We start from the raw sequence: 16,167 nt of genomic DNA, 5'->3' as shown, positions 1-16,167 counted from the left end.
TTATTTTCGCTTTCACAGTATAGAAAACACTTTGCTCTGTCTTCTATCAATATAAAAGAGGAAAACTAAGCGTGTAATAAATAGGTGCGCAATAAATTTACATTACATTAACATAAGTAATATAAATCATCACCATGAAAAAATGGCTTAGGTATGATTAAAATACAAACTAATTTAAGCCATTCACTTTGTTTAAAAAGAAATAGCGGCACCTATGTGTAATGCTCGAGTTTGACCACCAAAGAAACGGTATGTTCCAAAGGCGAAGTCAGCCCTACTTGCATATTGCTCATCCGTAAGGTTTTCTATTCGCGCAAATATACGCGTATTATGATTGAGTGCTAGTGAGGCTCTAAGTTGTAATAAGTCATGTCCAGCATAATTATGTTCGTTAGCAGGATCTAAATAATATTCACCCATATGTAGCCATTCTAGTTCAAGTTTACTGTTATCTGTAGGCTGCCAAGCAAAGCGAATATTAGCCATTTGCTCTGGTGCTGTGTCTACTTTATTGCCTTTAGTAACTCCACTGCTAGCACGATAAAATTCATATTCATGCTGACCATAACTATAATTAACTGCCACACTAAATTGCTCAGTTAAATCATAATTAATACTCAGTTCAAGCCCTTTCTGTGAGGTTTCACCATCCGTAACATTTAAACCGTCGTCATCACGAAAAAAGAAATTATCTTTATTCATGCTATAAATAACAAGTTCATAAGTGAGGCTATTACTTATTCCACGTAAACCTAGCTCTAAACTGTCAAGTTGTTCAGCTTCAATCTCACCAACCAACTGTTGGTTTTGAAGTCGGTACATGTCGGTTGTTTGCGGTGCTCTAAAGCCTTGTGACCAACTACCAAAAAATGCAATTTTGTTATTTAATCGATAATTAAACCCTAATTTAGTACTAGTATTATTAAAACTATCGTTATTATCACTAGGACGTTTAAATAAACAAGCTATAGGCTCGTTATTACTATTTACACATGCACTGCCGTCGGCTTTAGTCGTGCCATCGGCAATTAAATTATTATATCGATATTGAGTTGCATCAAAGCGGACACTACCGGTAAGTTGCAATTGTTCTGTTAATTGCCAATCTGTTTGGATATAAGGAGCAATAATTGAGGCATCAACATTATAGTCATAATGTAAGCCTTGTTGACGTGCTTTACCAAAGCTATAGCTGTCAGGCTGTTCTTGAGTTTGTGTTAACTCCCCTTCTGTCCATTCCAGATCAATACCCATTACAACAGCAAGGTCTTGATCGATCTGCCAATGATAGTTATTTATGATGCCCACACTATAATGACTATTTTCTTCAATAGCCTTTGACGGTAAATAATGCTGGCTAAACTCCATTTGGTTAAGTCGAAAATATGGCGTTATAGTAAAGCTGCTGTCTGCGCTTAACTCTCTTTGCCAACTCGTTGCAACACGAACTGAAGACCATTCACGATAAGCATCGCTATCACAATTTTTTTGCATGGCGTTAGTATCTTTGTAAAGTGTTTCATCTGAATAAATTGAACTATAGCATTCATTGCCATTGTCTCCAGAGGATACAAACCCAGCGGTATTCTGATCAAGCACAAAACCAGCAATGACCGTTTTGAAATGATCATCTCCGTTAACATAATCATGACGAAGTCCCAATTTTAAAGAGCGAAAGTCACTATCATCACGGTAACCACCATCATCAACAACTTGAACACTAGCACTAACACCTTGATTATCTGATTCGCTACCAATTGTTCCCTGCAGTTGATACCTGTCGTTAGGCCCAGCAAGTAGTGTTACATCCCCACCATTTTTAGGAGCTTTAGTTAGAACATTCACCACGCCATGAACCGCATTTGATCCATAAATTGCACTGGCAGGACCGCGAATTATTTCTATTTCTCTCGCCTGAGCTAAGTTTAACTCTGACAACGCATTATTATTAGCAAAGCCGGCTGCTCGGGTAGCAACACCGTCCTCAAGAAATAAAAAAGCGCCTGCAGCGCCTGGACCACTTAACACCGGAGATCGTAACGAAGGTAACGTTTCCATACCATTATTAGTTTGTATATGAACGCCTGTTGCTCTGTTTAAAATGTCACTTGGATGAACAGCGTTAACTAAAGCAATATCATCACTTGATATACGATCGATATTACCGGTTAGTGAAAGAAGATCTGATTGATGACGCGTACCGGTAACAACGATAACCTCTGCTATATTCTTACTATCATTCGACGTGGATAACACTGTTTTATTAGTAGCAGCTAAGGTTGAGCAACTAACCATAGATAAACAAACCGTGCTAACAACTGTTCTGGGGAATCCTGATAACATCTATACTGTATCCTTTAAGAGGTATTGCGGGAAAAATAGCACTTTAACAAAGGGAGTTGTTACTCGTAAACACCTGTTTTATTCGATGAAAGGAGAATATATTGAATATTCGTAGATTACTAATTAACAGTAAACTCACCGTAGATAATGTTAAAAGGGGTTTAGAAAGCATTTAATGACAGTTATTATTTATATTAAAACAGGAATAATGAAAAGTTACGATGGTACTTAACACTAATATTAAAACTGTTACCCTCTAAAAGATAACTGAAAGTGATTGAATTTTATAAAATTATTTAGCATAGGTTGATAATTACCACAATCGATATTATCGACTCCTACCGTATTCAGCCTTTTGTCTGCTGTTGTAATTTTCATTTCCCCTTCCAATAATGCTAATGCATAACAAGTTGCTTCTAAACTCGATAACGCATTTTTTTTGGCGACTTTACGAATTAAGTATTGCCCATTATTCGCCAGATAATCAGGTAAACTGACTTGTGACAATGAATGTAGGTTTTTAGACAACATAAACATACGGTACGACTTTTTCCAGGTGCCGTCGAGTACCAGTAACAAAAGCGGCTTAGCCTTATCTGTTTGTGTAAACTTACCTCCATTCTTTTTATCAGGTAAAGAGAGAATTTGTGAGTGTTCACCAGGATAAAGTAGTAAAACTTGATGCGACGCTAATATTTCATTCAGCTCAGTGTGATGAGTAAAGTCTTCGCCTACCAGTACTTTACAAGATGTTAGCGAACCATTTAATAAAGCGACAGTGCCTTTACTTTGTTTAACTTCATTCGGATGTTGTAATACTAACAAAGGCGTTTTATTGTGTGTTTCTATGATAAAACGACAAATACAAGCGCTTGTGGGGCGTTGGCATTGTGTGCATAAATTTCTGGCCATAAAAGAAAAACATCAAGAATCTTAAAATTAATAGGCTAACATTGTATACTCAACTTTCAATGAGTTCAGCCTAAAGCATCAACATAAATGAAATTAAGTTCTTTTCCATTTTCAAAACAGCACGTGCTAATGGTATTAATTCTTGCTGTTATTTCAATTGTTGCTTTTGCTGCTGAGTTTTTCATTAATGATTCTGTTACTCAGGTATTCGTTTATAACCGTAATTTAATTACTCAAGGTGAAATATGGCGATTATTCACAGGACATTTATTACACACTAACGGTTATCATTTATTGCTCAACTTAGCCGCACTAGTTCTGCTTTGGGCATTACATGGGCGTTTCTACACCATTAAAAATTATTGTGCTTTATTTACTTTCTGCGCCTTCATTACCAGCATGGGTATTTATTATGGCTCACCGTCATTAATACAATATGTTGGTTTATCTGGTGTATTACATGGCATATTTGTGTTCGGGGCGATAATGGATATTGCTGCAAAAGATAGAACAGGTTATTTACTTTTTATCGGCGTTTTTATGAAAATAGCTCACGAACAAATTTATGGTGCTAGTACCGAGGTCAGTGATTTAATTGAAGCGAGTGTTGCTGTTGATGCGCATTTATGGGGCGCGATTGGTGGATTAGTATTTACGGTGATTTATTTACGTTTCTTTCGTTTTAAAACCATTACTATCGATTAGTGAAATAAACTCACCTTTCACGCCAAAAGCCTAACGCTTTTAATTCACGTATTATCTTCTTTTCTAAATAATTATTTTGTTTAAAAAAAACTTTTTAGCAACCACTGATGATCGCTAAAAAGCTTTATAAACTACTTATCTTATCCAATTTGGTTTAACTAATTTAGCTTAGCTAATTGGTTTTCATTATAAATTTATCTTTATAATGTATTTTCAAACAACTTATAAATACGACGGTATTCATTCAACCATGAACTCGGTTGTACAAAACCATGTGGTTCAACCGGATAAATAGCCGTTTCAAAGTCTTGTTTTTCTAATTCAATTAAACGTTGAACTAAACGAACAGTGTCTTCAAAAAACACATTATCATCAACCATTGGTGCGTTAATTAATAAGGGTTTAGTTAAACCTTCGGCAAAATAAATAGGTGAACTACGCTCATAAGCAATGGCATCATCTTCAGGAGTATTTAAAATATTAGACGTATAACCATGATTATAATAAGCCCAATCTGATACTAAACGAATAGCTGAGCCAGATTCAAATAACGTAGGGTCTGTGAACATTGACATTAATGTTAAGAACCCGCCATAAGACCCACCATAAGTGCCTACACGCTTAGCATCTACGTTAGCATTGTCAACAATCCAGTTAACACCATCACGCATATCTTCAACTTCAACTTTTCCCATATGTCTATAAATACTAGTACGCCAATCTCGGCCGTAACCTGCTGAAGCACGGTAGTCCATATCAATAACCACGTAGCCTTGCTGTACTAACATTGAATGAAACATGAATTCACGGAAATAACCAGACCAACCAAGGTGAGAATTTTGTAAGTACCCAGCACCATGCGTAAACATTACTGCGCGGTTTTTCTCAGTTGTTTTGTCATAATTCTTAGGTAAATAAACACGCGAGTAAATCGGCTCTTTTTGCTTGCTTGACGGTATAGCCACAATACTTGGTGAAACCCATGGTAAAGCTTTAAATTCATCAGAAACGGTATGCGTTATTTGTGTAGCTGGTGCATTTGACGTTAATGATTGAACATATAATTCTGGCGGCATAGTTAAGCTAGAATGTTCAATAAGCAATGCAGATTCGTCAGGACTTAAAGCATAGCTATTTTGACCACCAAGATCTGTTAATGCCGTAACATTGTTAGCCAAATCAACTTGGTAAATTTCATGTATACCAGGATGTTTTTTATTGGCTTTAAAAATAAAGCGTTTTTGGTCTTTTGTTAGAGTAACGTCACTTACTTCAAATTTACCCGACGTTAGCTGTTTAGTTTTACCATTATTTAACGTTTTGTAATAAAGATGAGAATAACCACTTTCTTCTGATAAATAGTAAAGCGCGTCATTTCCTACCCAATCAAATTCGTTAAAGCTCCAGTTAATCCAAGCATCATCTTGTAACTCGTGCTGATTAACTAAGGCTTCTTTTTCAAAATCAACAGTAGCTAACCAACGAGTTTTGTTGTCCCAAGCTTCTAACATTAAAGCAACTTGGCTGCCATCGTCGTTCCATTTAACAGGAAACCACATTTGTAATAAATGAATATTTCTAGCCGTTTTACTACTTTTATAGGTTTTTCCTTCACGTGCATAGTTCTCTTTTTTTACTGCTGCAAGCACATCAGTATCAAAATTAGGCAGTGATTCGTAGTTCAACGCCACTTTTTTACCTGCTTTTAAATCGATAAAAAATAGCTCTTCTTTATACTGACGGTTATTAGCCACACGAGCGCGTACTTTTTCAGCGGCAATCACGCCATCTTTAGTAACATAGTTTGGCATAATATCCGAATCATCTCGGCTTGATTTAGCCTCAGTAATACTCACAAATAATTTATCACCCGCTGGCGACAAGCTTGCGTGGCTTACTTGATTATCTTTACCAAAATAATATTTGGTTTGTGTCACTGTCGTGTTTTGTGCTGTTAAGCTGTCTTTTTGTTGCTCTTTTAATTCGCCATTACGTTGCTGTAATGCAATGTAGTTAATCAGTTTATGCTGTTCTTTAGCTAAGTAACTTGTAGGTGCTTCAATACCTTTAGGTTTTTCAGCCATTTGTAAGTTAGCTAATTCAACAACCTGCCCGGTGACTAAGTCATGTGCATAAAAAACATTGTCGATACGGTAAGCGATTTTTCCGTTAGTTAAAAATAACGCATCGCTTTCATTGGCAGAAGTATACGTAATCTGTTTTACTGATTTAGTCGCAACATTTTTAACAAAAACATTACCTTCAAAGCTATAAATCTCAAGACTACCATCGCTATTACTTTTTGCATTGCTGTCTGCAACTTTATGTAGCTCAGATAAACTAACTTGCTGTGCTTGTGAGCCTGAGCCTAAATTTTTAACCCAAAGATCTCTTAGCGGGTTACCTAACTGTTTTTGTTTATAGAAAATGGTATTGCTATCATCACCCCAATACCAAGATTCAGGCGCACGTCCAAACCAGTCAGGATCTGACATGATTTTTTCTAATGTGATTTTTTTTAATGTAATAACTTCATTATTATTGGTTACATCGCCACTATTGCTTGTAGGTGATAAAACAGTGGCAGGCGATTTTAACGAAGTTGAGCTAGTTTTTGTAGTATCTTCAGTGCTTGCACAAGCAACTAAAGAAATACTTAAAACAGCCGCTATTAAGTTTAATTTCATAAAGTTATAGTCTCTTAATTTGAGAGTAAGAATTAATATATTGGATTAATTTATTCACGTGTTCACAGTTATACTAATCAAATAGGAATTGATCAATACTCATAGGAGAATAGAGTATTGTAATTTTTTGCGAAAGTGTAAGGGAAAACCACCAGTAGCCTGGTTTCTGCGATAAAACTCGCTAAATAACACGAAAACCAAGTTAAGGTTAACAACAATAAAAGCTATAATAAAACGAATCCTAATTCATTAATCACTAAAGTCCTATTTTTTGTATGTGTAGTCCTCTATGTTAACTAATAATCCCTGTTTTTGCGGCTCAGAAAAAAGCTTTGCTAATTGCTGCCAAGTTTTTATTGAAAATAATGAAATAAAAGCAATATATCCTGAGGACCCTGAACAATTAATGCGCTCACGCTTTAGTGCTTATGCCTTGGGAAATGGTCAATACATTTATGACACTTACGCCAAAATAAGCCAAGCTTCACAGTCGGTGAAAGAAATTAATGATTGGGGGAAGTCTTGTACATGGATAGCACTTAAAATTCATGCAATAAACAATAATTCAAATACAATATATAATGAATATTCTGATCAATTTGTTGAATTTTCAGCTTTTTATATAACAAATAATACTCTGTGTGAATTAAGAGAAAACTCACGCTTTATTCTAGAGCATGTTTCATCAAACCCCGTTACCTTAGAGAATAATGCTGAAGAAAGACAAAACTTACAATGGCGTTATATCGATGGTGAAATTATTGAACATAGCGAACTAAAGCAAATAAAACGAAAAGATTTATGCCCTTGCAATAATTACCCTACTGCCTGGTCAATAAAAAAAGGCAAAAAATTTAAACAATGTTGTGATAAGTGAGCAATTGACGAACATTCATAAGAGTTGTTAGAAAATAAAACTACTAATTTTCAGACTCATCAATTAAGTTTTAACTTAAGTAGAGGTAACGCAGATTTAAGAGTTATTTAAAATATGAGATCTTAAGCTGCTACATTAACTAAGCTTGATTCAACAACTGAATTTTGAACCGCTTTCAACCAACCATCAACATCCATATTTAACGGCTTGTTCATCACTTGCCCTTCTTGTTTATTGGCATGTTTTTCTTGGCAGATCACATTCGTGTTAGTTAAGATATTACTCTCAATATGTTTTTTATCATCACGAAACGCAAGTGGATTTGGTGATATAGCATTAGATAAATGCAAGGAAGCTAAATCATTATCAATAATCAATTGGCTTTGGTTATAGCGATTAATTTGTTGCATGTTTTTTAATGCTAACGGTGCTTCATCTGGCAGATCAAAATGTTTTCTTAACGTTTTATTGTTAACTTCTTTGATATCTGTTGACGTACCATCGATTGGTGCAGACTTTGGTAAGATAAATTGGCTTTGCTCTCTAACATCATCACAAAGCATCGCTAACATTAAAGAAAAGTCGGAACGTCTTGACTGATGCACACATTCGTTTAACTGCTCACCTAATTGCAATTCATGCAATAAAGGCTTTGAAGCTACCGAATTAGTGTTAACTGTGTCATCTACAACGTTTACAGCCAAAGGATTATCTCTTCTTTACAAAACTATAATTAAAAATTTAAATTTAAAAAAGTTGTTGATTAAATAATGTTATGTAAAGAAGTTATCGACCCAAAAATGTAAAGCTTTAGTATTAATTTAATAAAAATTTAAAATATTTTTCTTTCGTACCACAATAAAGATGAACTGATAAACAATAACCACCAAAACGCCAATTTATCAATAGGTAAGTAGCTGAATTTGTCTGCTATTTTTGATGAGTTTTTATGTGCTAAATGACTCGCTTCATGCTTCAATAATTGTTGCCAAGTTAGCCAATTTCGTTGTGAATACACAAAAACTGATTGACTATTTGAGCGTATATTATTTTGTAATGATGTACTCATATTAACTTGATTTAAATCCGTCTTTTCATTCTTAAGAGTAAAGTTATGCCAACCTAAATAATCACTTAAATACACGCCACAATAAGCAGAATCGAGAACAACTGACGGTAATAAATTAATATTTTCAACTTGTAAGTCACTGATATCATCTCCATTTAGTTGCGCGCACATTGGTTGTGTATTACCTTGAAAATAAATCTGTTCAATAGGTGATTTTTGCCATCCTGACTCTTGCGCTGAACGCGCAGTATTTTCAATAATATGCTGCCAATAGCGACTATAATGACTTTTATTATCAGAGGTTAGCCATTGGTAACTGCTATTAATTAATGAGAAAGTTGCGGTGCCTAAACCGTAATTATGTGCAATCGCCAACGTTTGACTGTCATTGCCCTCAACATTGCCCTCAACAAGCACCTCACCGTTAACTTTAGGTAAAATTGCATTGGTATAGGATAAAGTATGCTCTTCTTGGCTATGTAACCAACGCGGTATAGTGGTTAACCCTTGATTCACTTTTGTACTTAATGGCCATGATTCTTGTGAAAAAACACGCTTTAATAATGAATGACTTAACGCTTCATTAGAAGATAACAGTAATTCATCATCGACAATAATAATTAAACCTAGGCCATTTTTTACAGCCATTTCAACTTGTGTACTTTCTTCCTGCGTTAAGGATAAAACTGCACGACCATCCATATAAAGTAAGTCAGTATCTTTCAATAAAATGCTTGTAAACGCTTTGTCAATTATGTTTACAGTACTTTTATCTCCCTTATTTGGCTTAGATATAACTTCTACATCAGTCGTCGCATTAACAACTTGCTGAATATGTTTATTTTTACTCACTTGTGTAAAAACTAATACTTCCTCACCCTGCTCTGCTAACCAATTTTTTAAATGTTTACTTTCAAAAGAAGCTGCCGACTGCTTAATAACAACTTTTATTTTTTCAGCTGAAGTAACACTAAATGATACCGGCTCTGACATTAGCAACGTTTGATCATCATCGAAAACTTTCAACTGATACGTAAATAAACCTTGGCTTTTTAACGAAGCCGATAAATTAAAACGTTCATTATGTTTAATTAAAAATTCATCAACAACTTCATCATAAGCATTTGATAAACTTATTTTAAAAATTCGTTCTTCATCTTGCTTTTGTGCTCTTAATGTTCCAGAAATATAGAAAGGTTGGCCTAGTACTAATTGTTTAGGCCAGTTAAGTTTTACTGGGCCAGTTCGAATACTTGAAGGATAAAAATTAACATTAAATTGCTGTTTACTTAAGTTTTCATGCGCTGTTGAATTAATCAAGCTATTCAATATTTGCCACTCTGGTGTCGCCAAGCCATCGCCATAAACACTTAACTGAGTAATCTGAGGCTGATATAACAATATTTCACCCACATTATCAATGAGCAAGGGTTTAGTTAACGTAGATAAATCTAACGAAGCTTGCCAATTGGGTAGCGAAGATAAAAGAAAAATCTGTGTATTATTATCCTTAGGTATTGATTCAATTTGTTGCTGACTCGTTCCATAGGTTAATAACACAGCTGACATTTCAGTTTGCGTTTTTATTTTTATATCACTTATCAAACCAATAATTGCACAAAATGAGAGCATATTAAGTAAAACAATCACAAAAAAGCGGCGTGAATAAGTTAAGCGTTGATAAGCTGCAACAATGGTAATGCCTAAGATAATAAAACTCAGCATAATAAGCCCATATTCAATAGCGATAAGATGGCTTGGAAGAGCTAACTGTAAGTTTTCCGTTATATTAAAAATCATGGTTGTACCGACAAAAATTCAGCGTACTGCTGAGTTAAAGCATCTGTAGTAAGGTAAGGCTTTCTCAATACTTGGGGTTTTGCATTAGGCTCAGGTAGTAATTGCCAAATTTTTTCTGCTAAGTCAGGTAAACACAATTGACAATTATCAAGTGTAAAACTATTAGCGAGTAATATTCGCTCTATAATAGCGACATATTTTATCAATACAGGGCGTTTATCAAGTAACGCTTCAAGTTGCTTTTTTACATTGCTAACAAGTTGTCGCTCTGTATTTGAGAGCAACATTTCTTTTGACGTTGGCACCTTATTGTTCACACGACTTAGCAATCTATTTAATAAACGATAAAATTTATTTAACTGATTTTTTTCATTATCAGTTAAATCTATGGTTTGATGGTGTCGATAGCTTAAAATATCATCCAAGTCACCTTGATATCGCCGCTGTTCAGTCACCGGTGGTGGTTCAAACCCAAGGCGTTTAACATAAATACGCTCTGCTTTTTTTGCCATATTTAAATACTTTAATGCTTCTTCTTCATAAGGAAGCGCTTTTTCAGGTACTGATAACATTAAGTGCGACTCTGCTTGCCACATATTAGTGATAGAACGTTTCATTAAAGCTTTAGGGTCTTGGCGTGCCATAATACCAATATCTGCTTCTTCATGATTGTGCCCAAATTGACTAATAACCTCACTACTACCTGATTTATCTGTACCAAAGCCTTTCATTGCAAAATCATCACTGGCATGGTGTCCTGCTTCTTCATGGTGATGCTCAGGAGCATGATGATGTTCTTCTGATTCATCATGATTATCTTGATTCGTGACACTCTCTACTCGACTCGAAACTTGCTCACTAGCTTCATGACTCATGGCATGGCTACCGCCGCCATCTTCTACTTCATCACCCAAGTACTGGCCATACTTTTCTTTCAACTCACGCTGAGCAATACCTAATAACTCTGATTTTTCAACAAATTGTTCCGTAGTTAACTCTGTTCTATCATTTATAAGCTCAATGGTTTCAATAATAATTTGTCGCTGACTTTTAAAATATTCCGGCATAAAATCAAACAATGCACCGTCAAACATCACAGCCTGATCTTCATCTTCAAGCCAACGTATTATTTTTGTTATTGACCGTGTTATTTGCGGAGTTGGTTGGCGGTTATCCCATGCTTTGACAGTAAAATAAAGTTCATCACCTGGCTCCATACCCAATTTTTCTAACTGCCAATTAATATAATAATGATCAACCCCGTCAATTACGTCAGTGGAATCAAAATTAAAAGTTTGATCTCTAAACTTAACCGACTCACCAGAGCCTTTAGCGATAGAAGCTAATATTTCAACCTTAGCGACATTATAATCATCGGTTATTTTAACCTGTGTCAACACGTCAGTATGATCTTGTGTCGCAATTTCAGTAATCGTTTTTTTCGGGCTAATAATAGTGATTTTAGCTTTTTGATCTTTAACTATTGTTAAAGTATAAACCTCAGGTAATAAGGTCTCAACGCCGTTAACGAGAATGCCCAAACGATAAACACTGGTATAATCAGCGGATTTTTCTAGGCTATAAAAATCTTGGCTTTCTTTGGTAAAATATAATTTTTGATTATCTGAAAATTCAATGAAAACATTATCGACAGTGTTAGTAAAAGCTAATTGCCAACGCAGAATTGAGCCCTCAACAGCTGATACATTTAAATCATTTTGCTGGCGGCTTTGTAACTTGGTATAACCTGGTGGTGTTATAAGGACTTCATGTTGTGTCAATAAAAGTGTTTGGCTAGTCTCTGCCATTTTATCTTTACTAACAGTTACCTTAATAGCGTCATTCTCGCTTACAGTCAGTAATGGTAACCATAGATGACTAAAATACATTAATAGTAAAATTATCATCGCACAAACAAATGACACAATACTATTTTGATAAGATATTTTAGGGTAAATTGCACCCTGGTTATCGCTTAATAAAAGTTCAATATTGCTAATTGTTTTTTGTTTTTGTAATGTCTGTAATATTGAAAGTGAATCGTCATCTCGAGTAACGAGTTGTGCACTTTCTTGTAGTTCAGGGTATAGCCGGTTTAAATGCTGTAATAAATTACTTAACGTTAGTTGTTGATAACTTGAAGATTTAATTCTTATCCAAATAGTTAAAATAAGAGTTAATGTGCTTATTATAATGAGTAAAATAATAGGTATGTTTATGTAAAACCCCATAGTTAACAATACTATTAGCCATGGCAAAAAATTAACCACAGTATAGCAATGCCATCTAACTTTTAGTTGTTTCACTACAGCATTAAGTTGAACGTTAATCGAATTTTCTGCGTTATTATTATCAGACATTATCCTTACCTCTCAATGTCTGAGTAACAAGCATGTCACTAGAATGACTGACATTATCTGAGTTAAACGCCTTAGTTAGCGTACTTTCCTCCTGCGCTTTTCGAAATCTTTCACTTAACAAGCGCTCAAGCGACCAGAAAAGCACTAACAGTATAATCAATAATTGAGTCATTGATTCGTTTTTAAATGATTCCGTATACTTACTTGCATAGTGTTCTTTATTAGTTTGTTCTTTATAATCATCTTTATCACCTAAGGTCGATGCAATAGCAGAGCTTTCATGGACAAGTTGACTCGTTATTTGTTCATCGCTTAACTGTTGCTGCATTCGGTGATCTTTTATTGCTTCATCTAGCAATAGTGACATCAATTCTGATGGAAACGTTATTTTTGTCACAAGTTCATCCCAGTTCACCAAATGAGTCACAGTAGGATCTTTTGCATGCGTTATATCAGCAATTAAGCTTGTTCCTTTTCGAACTTCTTGATTAATAAACAAAGGAATTGGCGCAGAGCTTAAATATAAAATCGAATCATACTTGCCTGTAATATTATTATGAAGCTGATCACTTTTGGATGGTTCATATTCAAGAGAGTTACCTTTAGGTAAATCATCTTTAGGTTGCTCATATTGAAATAGTTCATCGTTAAGTTCATCAGAAAGGTGGAAACTAAAGGCTAAGTTCTCAAGCTTAGTCGTTTGAATAATAGAAAGAACAGCCTTTAACGCCGGTAAATATTCACTATTACTTTTATCACTAATGACGACTACTGATAGTGTTTTATTGATTAATGACTCCATTGAGTTAGTGATTTCATCTTCAGATAAGTGCTTAATATTCCATGTAATATTATCCGGAAAATAGATTTTACCGTTAATAAATTGTGATAAACGATTAGTAGTATAAACCTTGATATTTACGTTATTAGGTAAAGTTTTGGCATAGTTATTAACAAGTAACCAAGTATTTTGTTGCTTACTTTCTTTTAAATAATTGCTTTTATTAGTATTGGTGACCGTATTTTTCCAAGTAACAATTTTATCACTGGTTAATCGTTCAACCCTTGCTGATAAAAGATAAGTAGGCACATTTTCAGCTTTTAATGCTAAGGTCTTTAATTCCGCTTCAGTGGCATTATTTAGCCAATCATTAGTAATTAAGATATTACCTTCAGTAGCGCCATCAGTATTACTTCTCTCATCGTAATAAAGCTGAGCTAACAATAGCACCGAAAAAAACAGCATAAGTAAACGACAACATAATAATAAGCGCTCAACTAAACGTATTTCATTCATTTTTACCGGTTTACTTAATTGAATTAACCGAATATTACCAAAAGGGACTAATTTCCCCTTACTTTTACTGAATAAATGAATAATTAACGGTACAAGTAAACTCAAAAGCGCAAGTAGCATCCAAGGCGATTGTACAAACCAGTAGGCTATTGAAGGAAATGTCATTTTATAACAGCCTTATTTCTCATCGTTAGAATATCAAATAAGGTTTGATCAAGCGGCTCATCTATATTAGCAATAAAGTGTTTCACTTTGTTTTTGGTTAATCTATTCAGCAAGTCCGTTTGATATTTTTTCTTTTCAACATAGTACTTTTCTTTAACTTGATTTGCCGAAACTAACACTTGCTCCTTAGTTTCTAAATCTTCAAATCGAATCGCACCTTTATAAGGAAATAGCTCCTCATCATCACAGCTTAATTGAATAGTAACGACGTCAGTTCTGGTATTACTGAGTTGCCCTACCAGCTCAACAATTTCATCACTTTGCTGATGAAAGTCACTAATAACAAAAATAATGCCGTTTCTTTGTACACGACCTAATTGATTCATAACATGTTCAAGCGTAGGAAAAGTGTTTTGTGCTTTTAAGCGCGTTAATCCTAGAAGAATTTTTTGCCAATGACGTTCGCCAGATAACGCAGGAAGAAACGTTTGATTATCGTTATCTAAGGATAAAAAGCCAACATTATCACCTTGCTTTTGGGCAAGATAAGCAGCCGTTGCTACTAAGCAACGCGCATAATCAAGTTTATGCCATGAATTTTCATTTGAGCTGAACTGAGATTTTTGTAACATTGAAGCACTGGTATCTAAGACAAACCAAGCATTAATGTCACTTTCCCGCTCAGCCTCTCTGACAAAATACTTATCAGAACGAGCAAACAGCTTCCAATCAACTCGAGACAGATCATCACCAGGCTCATAAACACGGTATTGGCTAAACTCTATGCCAACGCCTCGTTGAGTACCAGTATGTAGGCCATGTAAAAAACCTTGTGCTAAGGTTTTAGCAACTAAAGGTAGGTCTTTAATTCGAGATAATGTTTTGGGATCAACAAATTCATGCATTGTAATAACTTAAACCCAACCTATGCTAACGGACTAGTAGGTTTTGGAACGCTTAATAATAAATCACTAATTACATCATCTGTTGATACATTGTCAGCTTCAGCTTGAAAATTAAGTAAAATTCGATGCCGTAAAACAGCAGGGGCAACAAAAATAAGATCGGCTAAAGTCATCGCATAACGTCCTGACAATAATGCCTTAGCTTTAGCGCATAGTACTAATGCTTGCCCTGCTCTAGGTCCTGCTCCCCAACGTACAAACGAGTTAACTTTATCACACTTAACAAGCTCATTATCGCTTGAATCGGGCCTTGTTGTTCTAACAAGTGCACTCACATAATCAAGCAAAGTATCAGATACTTCAACTGAGCGTACAAGTTGTTGCAATACGAGTAACTCTTCACCTTTTAATACGCGTGTTAAGGTAGATTCTGCGTTACCTGTGGTTCTTTTTAATATTTCTACTTCTTCGGCTTGAGTTGGGTAGCCCACACGAATAAACATTAAAAAACGATCTAATTGTGCCTCTGGTAAAGGATAAGTGCCTGCTTGCTCAACTGGATTCTGGGTTGCTAAAACAAAAAATGGTTTAGGTAAGGCATGGCTTTCCCCACCATAACTGACACTCTTTTCCTGCATTGCTTCAAGGAGTGCGGCTTGCGTCTTCGGTGGTGTACGATTGATTTCATCCGCTAACAAAATATTGGTAAAAACAGGTCCTTTTTGAAATTTAAAAAAACGCTCACCACTGCTATGGTCTGTTTCTAATATTTCGGTACCAATAATATCACTCGGCATTAAATCAGGGGTAAATTGCACGCGATTAAAGTTTAGTTCTAATGTTTGCGCTAATGAACTCACCATTAACGTTTTTGCTAAGCCTGGTACACCCTCAAGTAAGCAGTGCCCTCCTGCTAAAATGCTGATTAGCAACTCTTCCATCACATTCTTTTGGCCAACAATTACTTTTCCAACTTCATCGATGACTTGAGAAAGTTTATCTAATGTCGCGGTAATCTCTTGTTCGTTCATTCTTTCATCCATTGTT

The 16,167-nt window shown here is 35.1% G+C and carries 11 protein-coding genes; 2 read left to right on the top strand and 9 right to left on the bottom strand.

Features of this window, described 5'->3' with window-relative positions; genetic code table 11:
• Window positions 1–192 precede the first annotated feature (192 nt).
• The gene (locus KO509_RS08190; protein WP_252727452.1) at window positions 193–2,343 is read right to left on the bottom strand and encodes a TonB-dependent receptor; all 2,151 of its coding nucleotides are present in this window, start codon (window positions 2,341–2,343) and stop codon (window positions 193–195) included.
• Window positions 2,344–2,592: 249 nt separating this feature from the next.
• Window positions 2,593–3,255, bottom strand: a complete 663-nt coding sequence (locus KO509_RS08185) for a tRNA-uridine aminocarboxypropyltransferase (protein ID WP_215972797.1) — start codon at window positions 3,253–3,255, stop codon at window positions 2,593–2,595.
• Between the two features lie 87 nt (window positions 3,256–3,342).
• On the opposite strand from KO509_RS08185, the gene rrtA reads away from it, so the two are divergent.
• Entirely contained in the window at window positions 3,343–3,960 is a 618-nt protein-coding gene (gene rrtA, locus KO509_RS08180) for a rhombosortase (RefSeq protein ID WP_215972796.1), read from the top strand.
• 200 nt (window positions 3,961–4,160) lie between these two features.
• On the opposite strand, the gene KO509_RS08175 is transcribed toward rrtA, so the two are convergent.
• The gene (locus tag KO509_RS08175; RefSeq protein ID WP_215972795.1) at window positions 4,161–6,647 is read right to left on the bottom strand and encodes a prolyl oligopeptidase family serine peptidase; all 2,487 of its coding nucleotides are present in this window, start codon (window positions 6,645–6,647) and stop codon (window positions 4,161–4,163) included.
• A gap of 289 nt (window positions 6,648–6,936) precedes the next feature.
• On the opposite strand from KO509_RS08175, the gene KO509_RS08170 reads away from it, so the two are divergent.
• Window positions 6,937–7,524: a YchJ family metal-binding protein gene (locus KO509_RS08170; protein WP_215972794.1), complete on the top strand. Its 588-nt coding sequence runs from the start codon at window positions 6,937–6,939 to the stop codon at window positions 7,522–7,524.
• Between the two features lie 122 nt (window positions 7,525–7,646).
• Here KO509_RS08170 and KO509_RS08165 read toward each other — a convergent pair whose 3' ends face one another.
• The 6 genes from KO509_RS08165 to KO509_RS08140 all read right to left on the bottom strand — a co-directional run bounded on the left by KO509_RS08165 (window position 7,647) and on the right by KO509_RS08140 (window position 16,151).
• The gene (locus KO509_RS08165; RefSeq protein ID WP_215972793.1) at window positions 7,647–8,228 is read right to left on the bottom strand and encodes a VC2046/SO_2500 family protein; all 582 of its coding nucleotides are present in this window, start codon (window positions 8,226–8,228) and stop codon (window positions 7,647–7,649) included.
• Between the two features lie 128 nt (window positions 8,229–8,356).
• Window positions 8,357–10,393 carry a hypothetical protein gene (locus KO509_RS08160; protein ID WP_215972792.1) on the bottom strand — a complete coding sequence of 679 codons (2,037 nt, stop codon included), beginning with the start codon at window positions 10,391–10,393 and terminating at the stop codon, window positions 8,357–8,359.
• Complete coding sequence (locus tag KO509_RS08155; RefSeq protein ID WP_215972791.1) at window positions 10,390–12,753, bottom strand: hypothetical protein; 2,364 nt, start codon at window positions 12,751–12,753, stop codon at window positions 10,390–10,392. The genes KO509_RS08160 and KO509_RS08155 overlap by 4 nt, the downstream gene beginning before the upstream one ends.
• Window positions 12,746–14,215, bottom strand: a complete 1,470-nt coding sequence (locus KO509_RS08150) for a BatA domain-containing protein (RefSeq protein WP_215972790.1) — start codon at window positions 14,213–14,215, stop codon at window positions 12,746–12,748. Before KO509_RS08150 ends, KO509_RS08155 begins: the two co-directional genes overlap by 8 nt.
• Window positions 14,212–15,120: a DUF58 domain-containing protein gene (locus KO509_RS08145; protein ID WP_215972789.1), complete on the bottom strand. Its 909-nt coding sequence runs from the start codon at window positions 15,118–15,120 to the stop codon at window positions 14,212–14,214. Before KO509_RS08145 ends, KO509_RS08150 begins: the two co-directional genes overlap by 4 nt.
• 20 nt (window positions 15,121–15,140) lie before the next feature.
• Window positions 15,141–16,151, bottom strand: a complete 1,011-nt coding sequence (locus tag KO509_RS08140) for a MoxR family ATPase (protein WP_215972788.1) — start codon at window positions 16,149–16,151, stop codon at window positions 15,141–15,143.
• Window positions 16,152–16,167 lie beyond the last annotated feature (16 nt).

The organism is Colwellia sp. C2M11 (assembly GCF_018860915.1).
Classification (GTDB): domain Bacteria; phylum Pseudomonadota; class Gammaproteobacteria; order Enterobacterales; family Alteromonadaceae; genus Colwellia.
This window is presented reverse-complemented; position numbering and strand designations above follow the sequence as displayed.

What these genes read in the sequence shown, in the direction of transcription:
- KO509_RS08190 (WP_252727452.1), bottom strand. Translation starts at nt 2,343, where the DNA reads ATGTTATCAGGATTCCCCAGAACAGTTGTTAGCACGGTTTGTTTATCT.
- KO509_RS08185 (WP_215972797.1), bottom strand. Translation starts at nt 3,255, where the DNA reads ATGGCCAGAAATTTATGCACACAATGCCAACGCCCCACAAGCGCTTGT.
- rrtA (WP_215972796.1), top strand. Translation starts at nt 3,343, where the DNA reads ATGAAATTAAGTTCTTTTCCATTTTCAAAACAGCACGTGCTAATGGTA.
- KO509_RS08175 (WP_215972795.1), bottom strand. Translation starts at nt 6,647, where the DNA reads ATGAAATTAAACTTAATAGCGGCTGTTTTAAGTATTTCTTTAGTTGCT.
- KO509_RS08170 (WP_215972794.1), top strand. Translation starts at nt 6,937, where the DNA reads ATGTTAACTAATAATCCCTGTTTTTGCGGCTCAGAAAAAAGCTTTGCT.
- KO509_RS08160 (WP_215972792.1), bottom strand. Translation starts at nt 10,393, where the DNA reads ATGATTTTTAATATAACGGAAAACTTACAGTTAGCTCTTCCAAGCCAT.
- KO509_RS08155 (WP_215972791.1), bottom strand. Translation starts at nt 12,753, where the DNA reads ATGTCTGATAATAATAACGCAGAAAATTCGATTAACGTTCAACTTAAT.
- KO509_RS08150 (WP_215972790.1), bottom strand. Translation starts at nt 14,215, where the DNA reads ATGACATTTCCTTCAATAGCCTACTGGTTTGTACAATCGCCTTGGATG.
- KO509_RS08145 (WP_215972789.1), bottom strand. Translation starts at nt 15,120, where the DNA reads ATGCATGAATTTGTTGATCCCAAAACATTATCTCGAATTAAAGACCTA.
- KO509_RS08140 (WP_215972788.1), bottom strand. Translation starts at nt 16,151, where the DNA reads ATGAACGAACAAGAGATTACCGCGACATTAGATAAACTTTCTCAAGTC.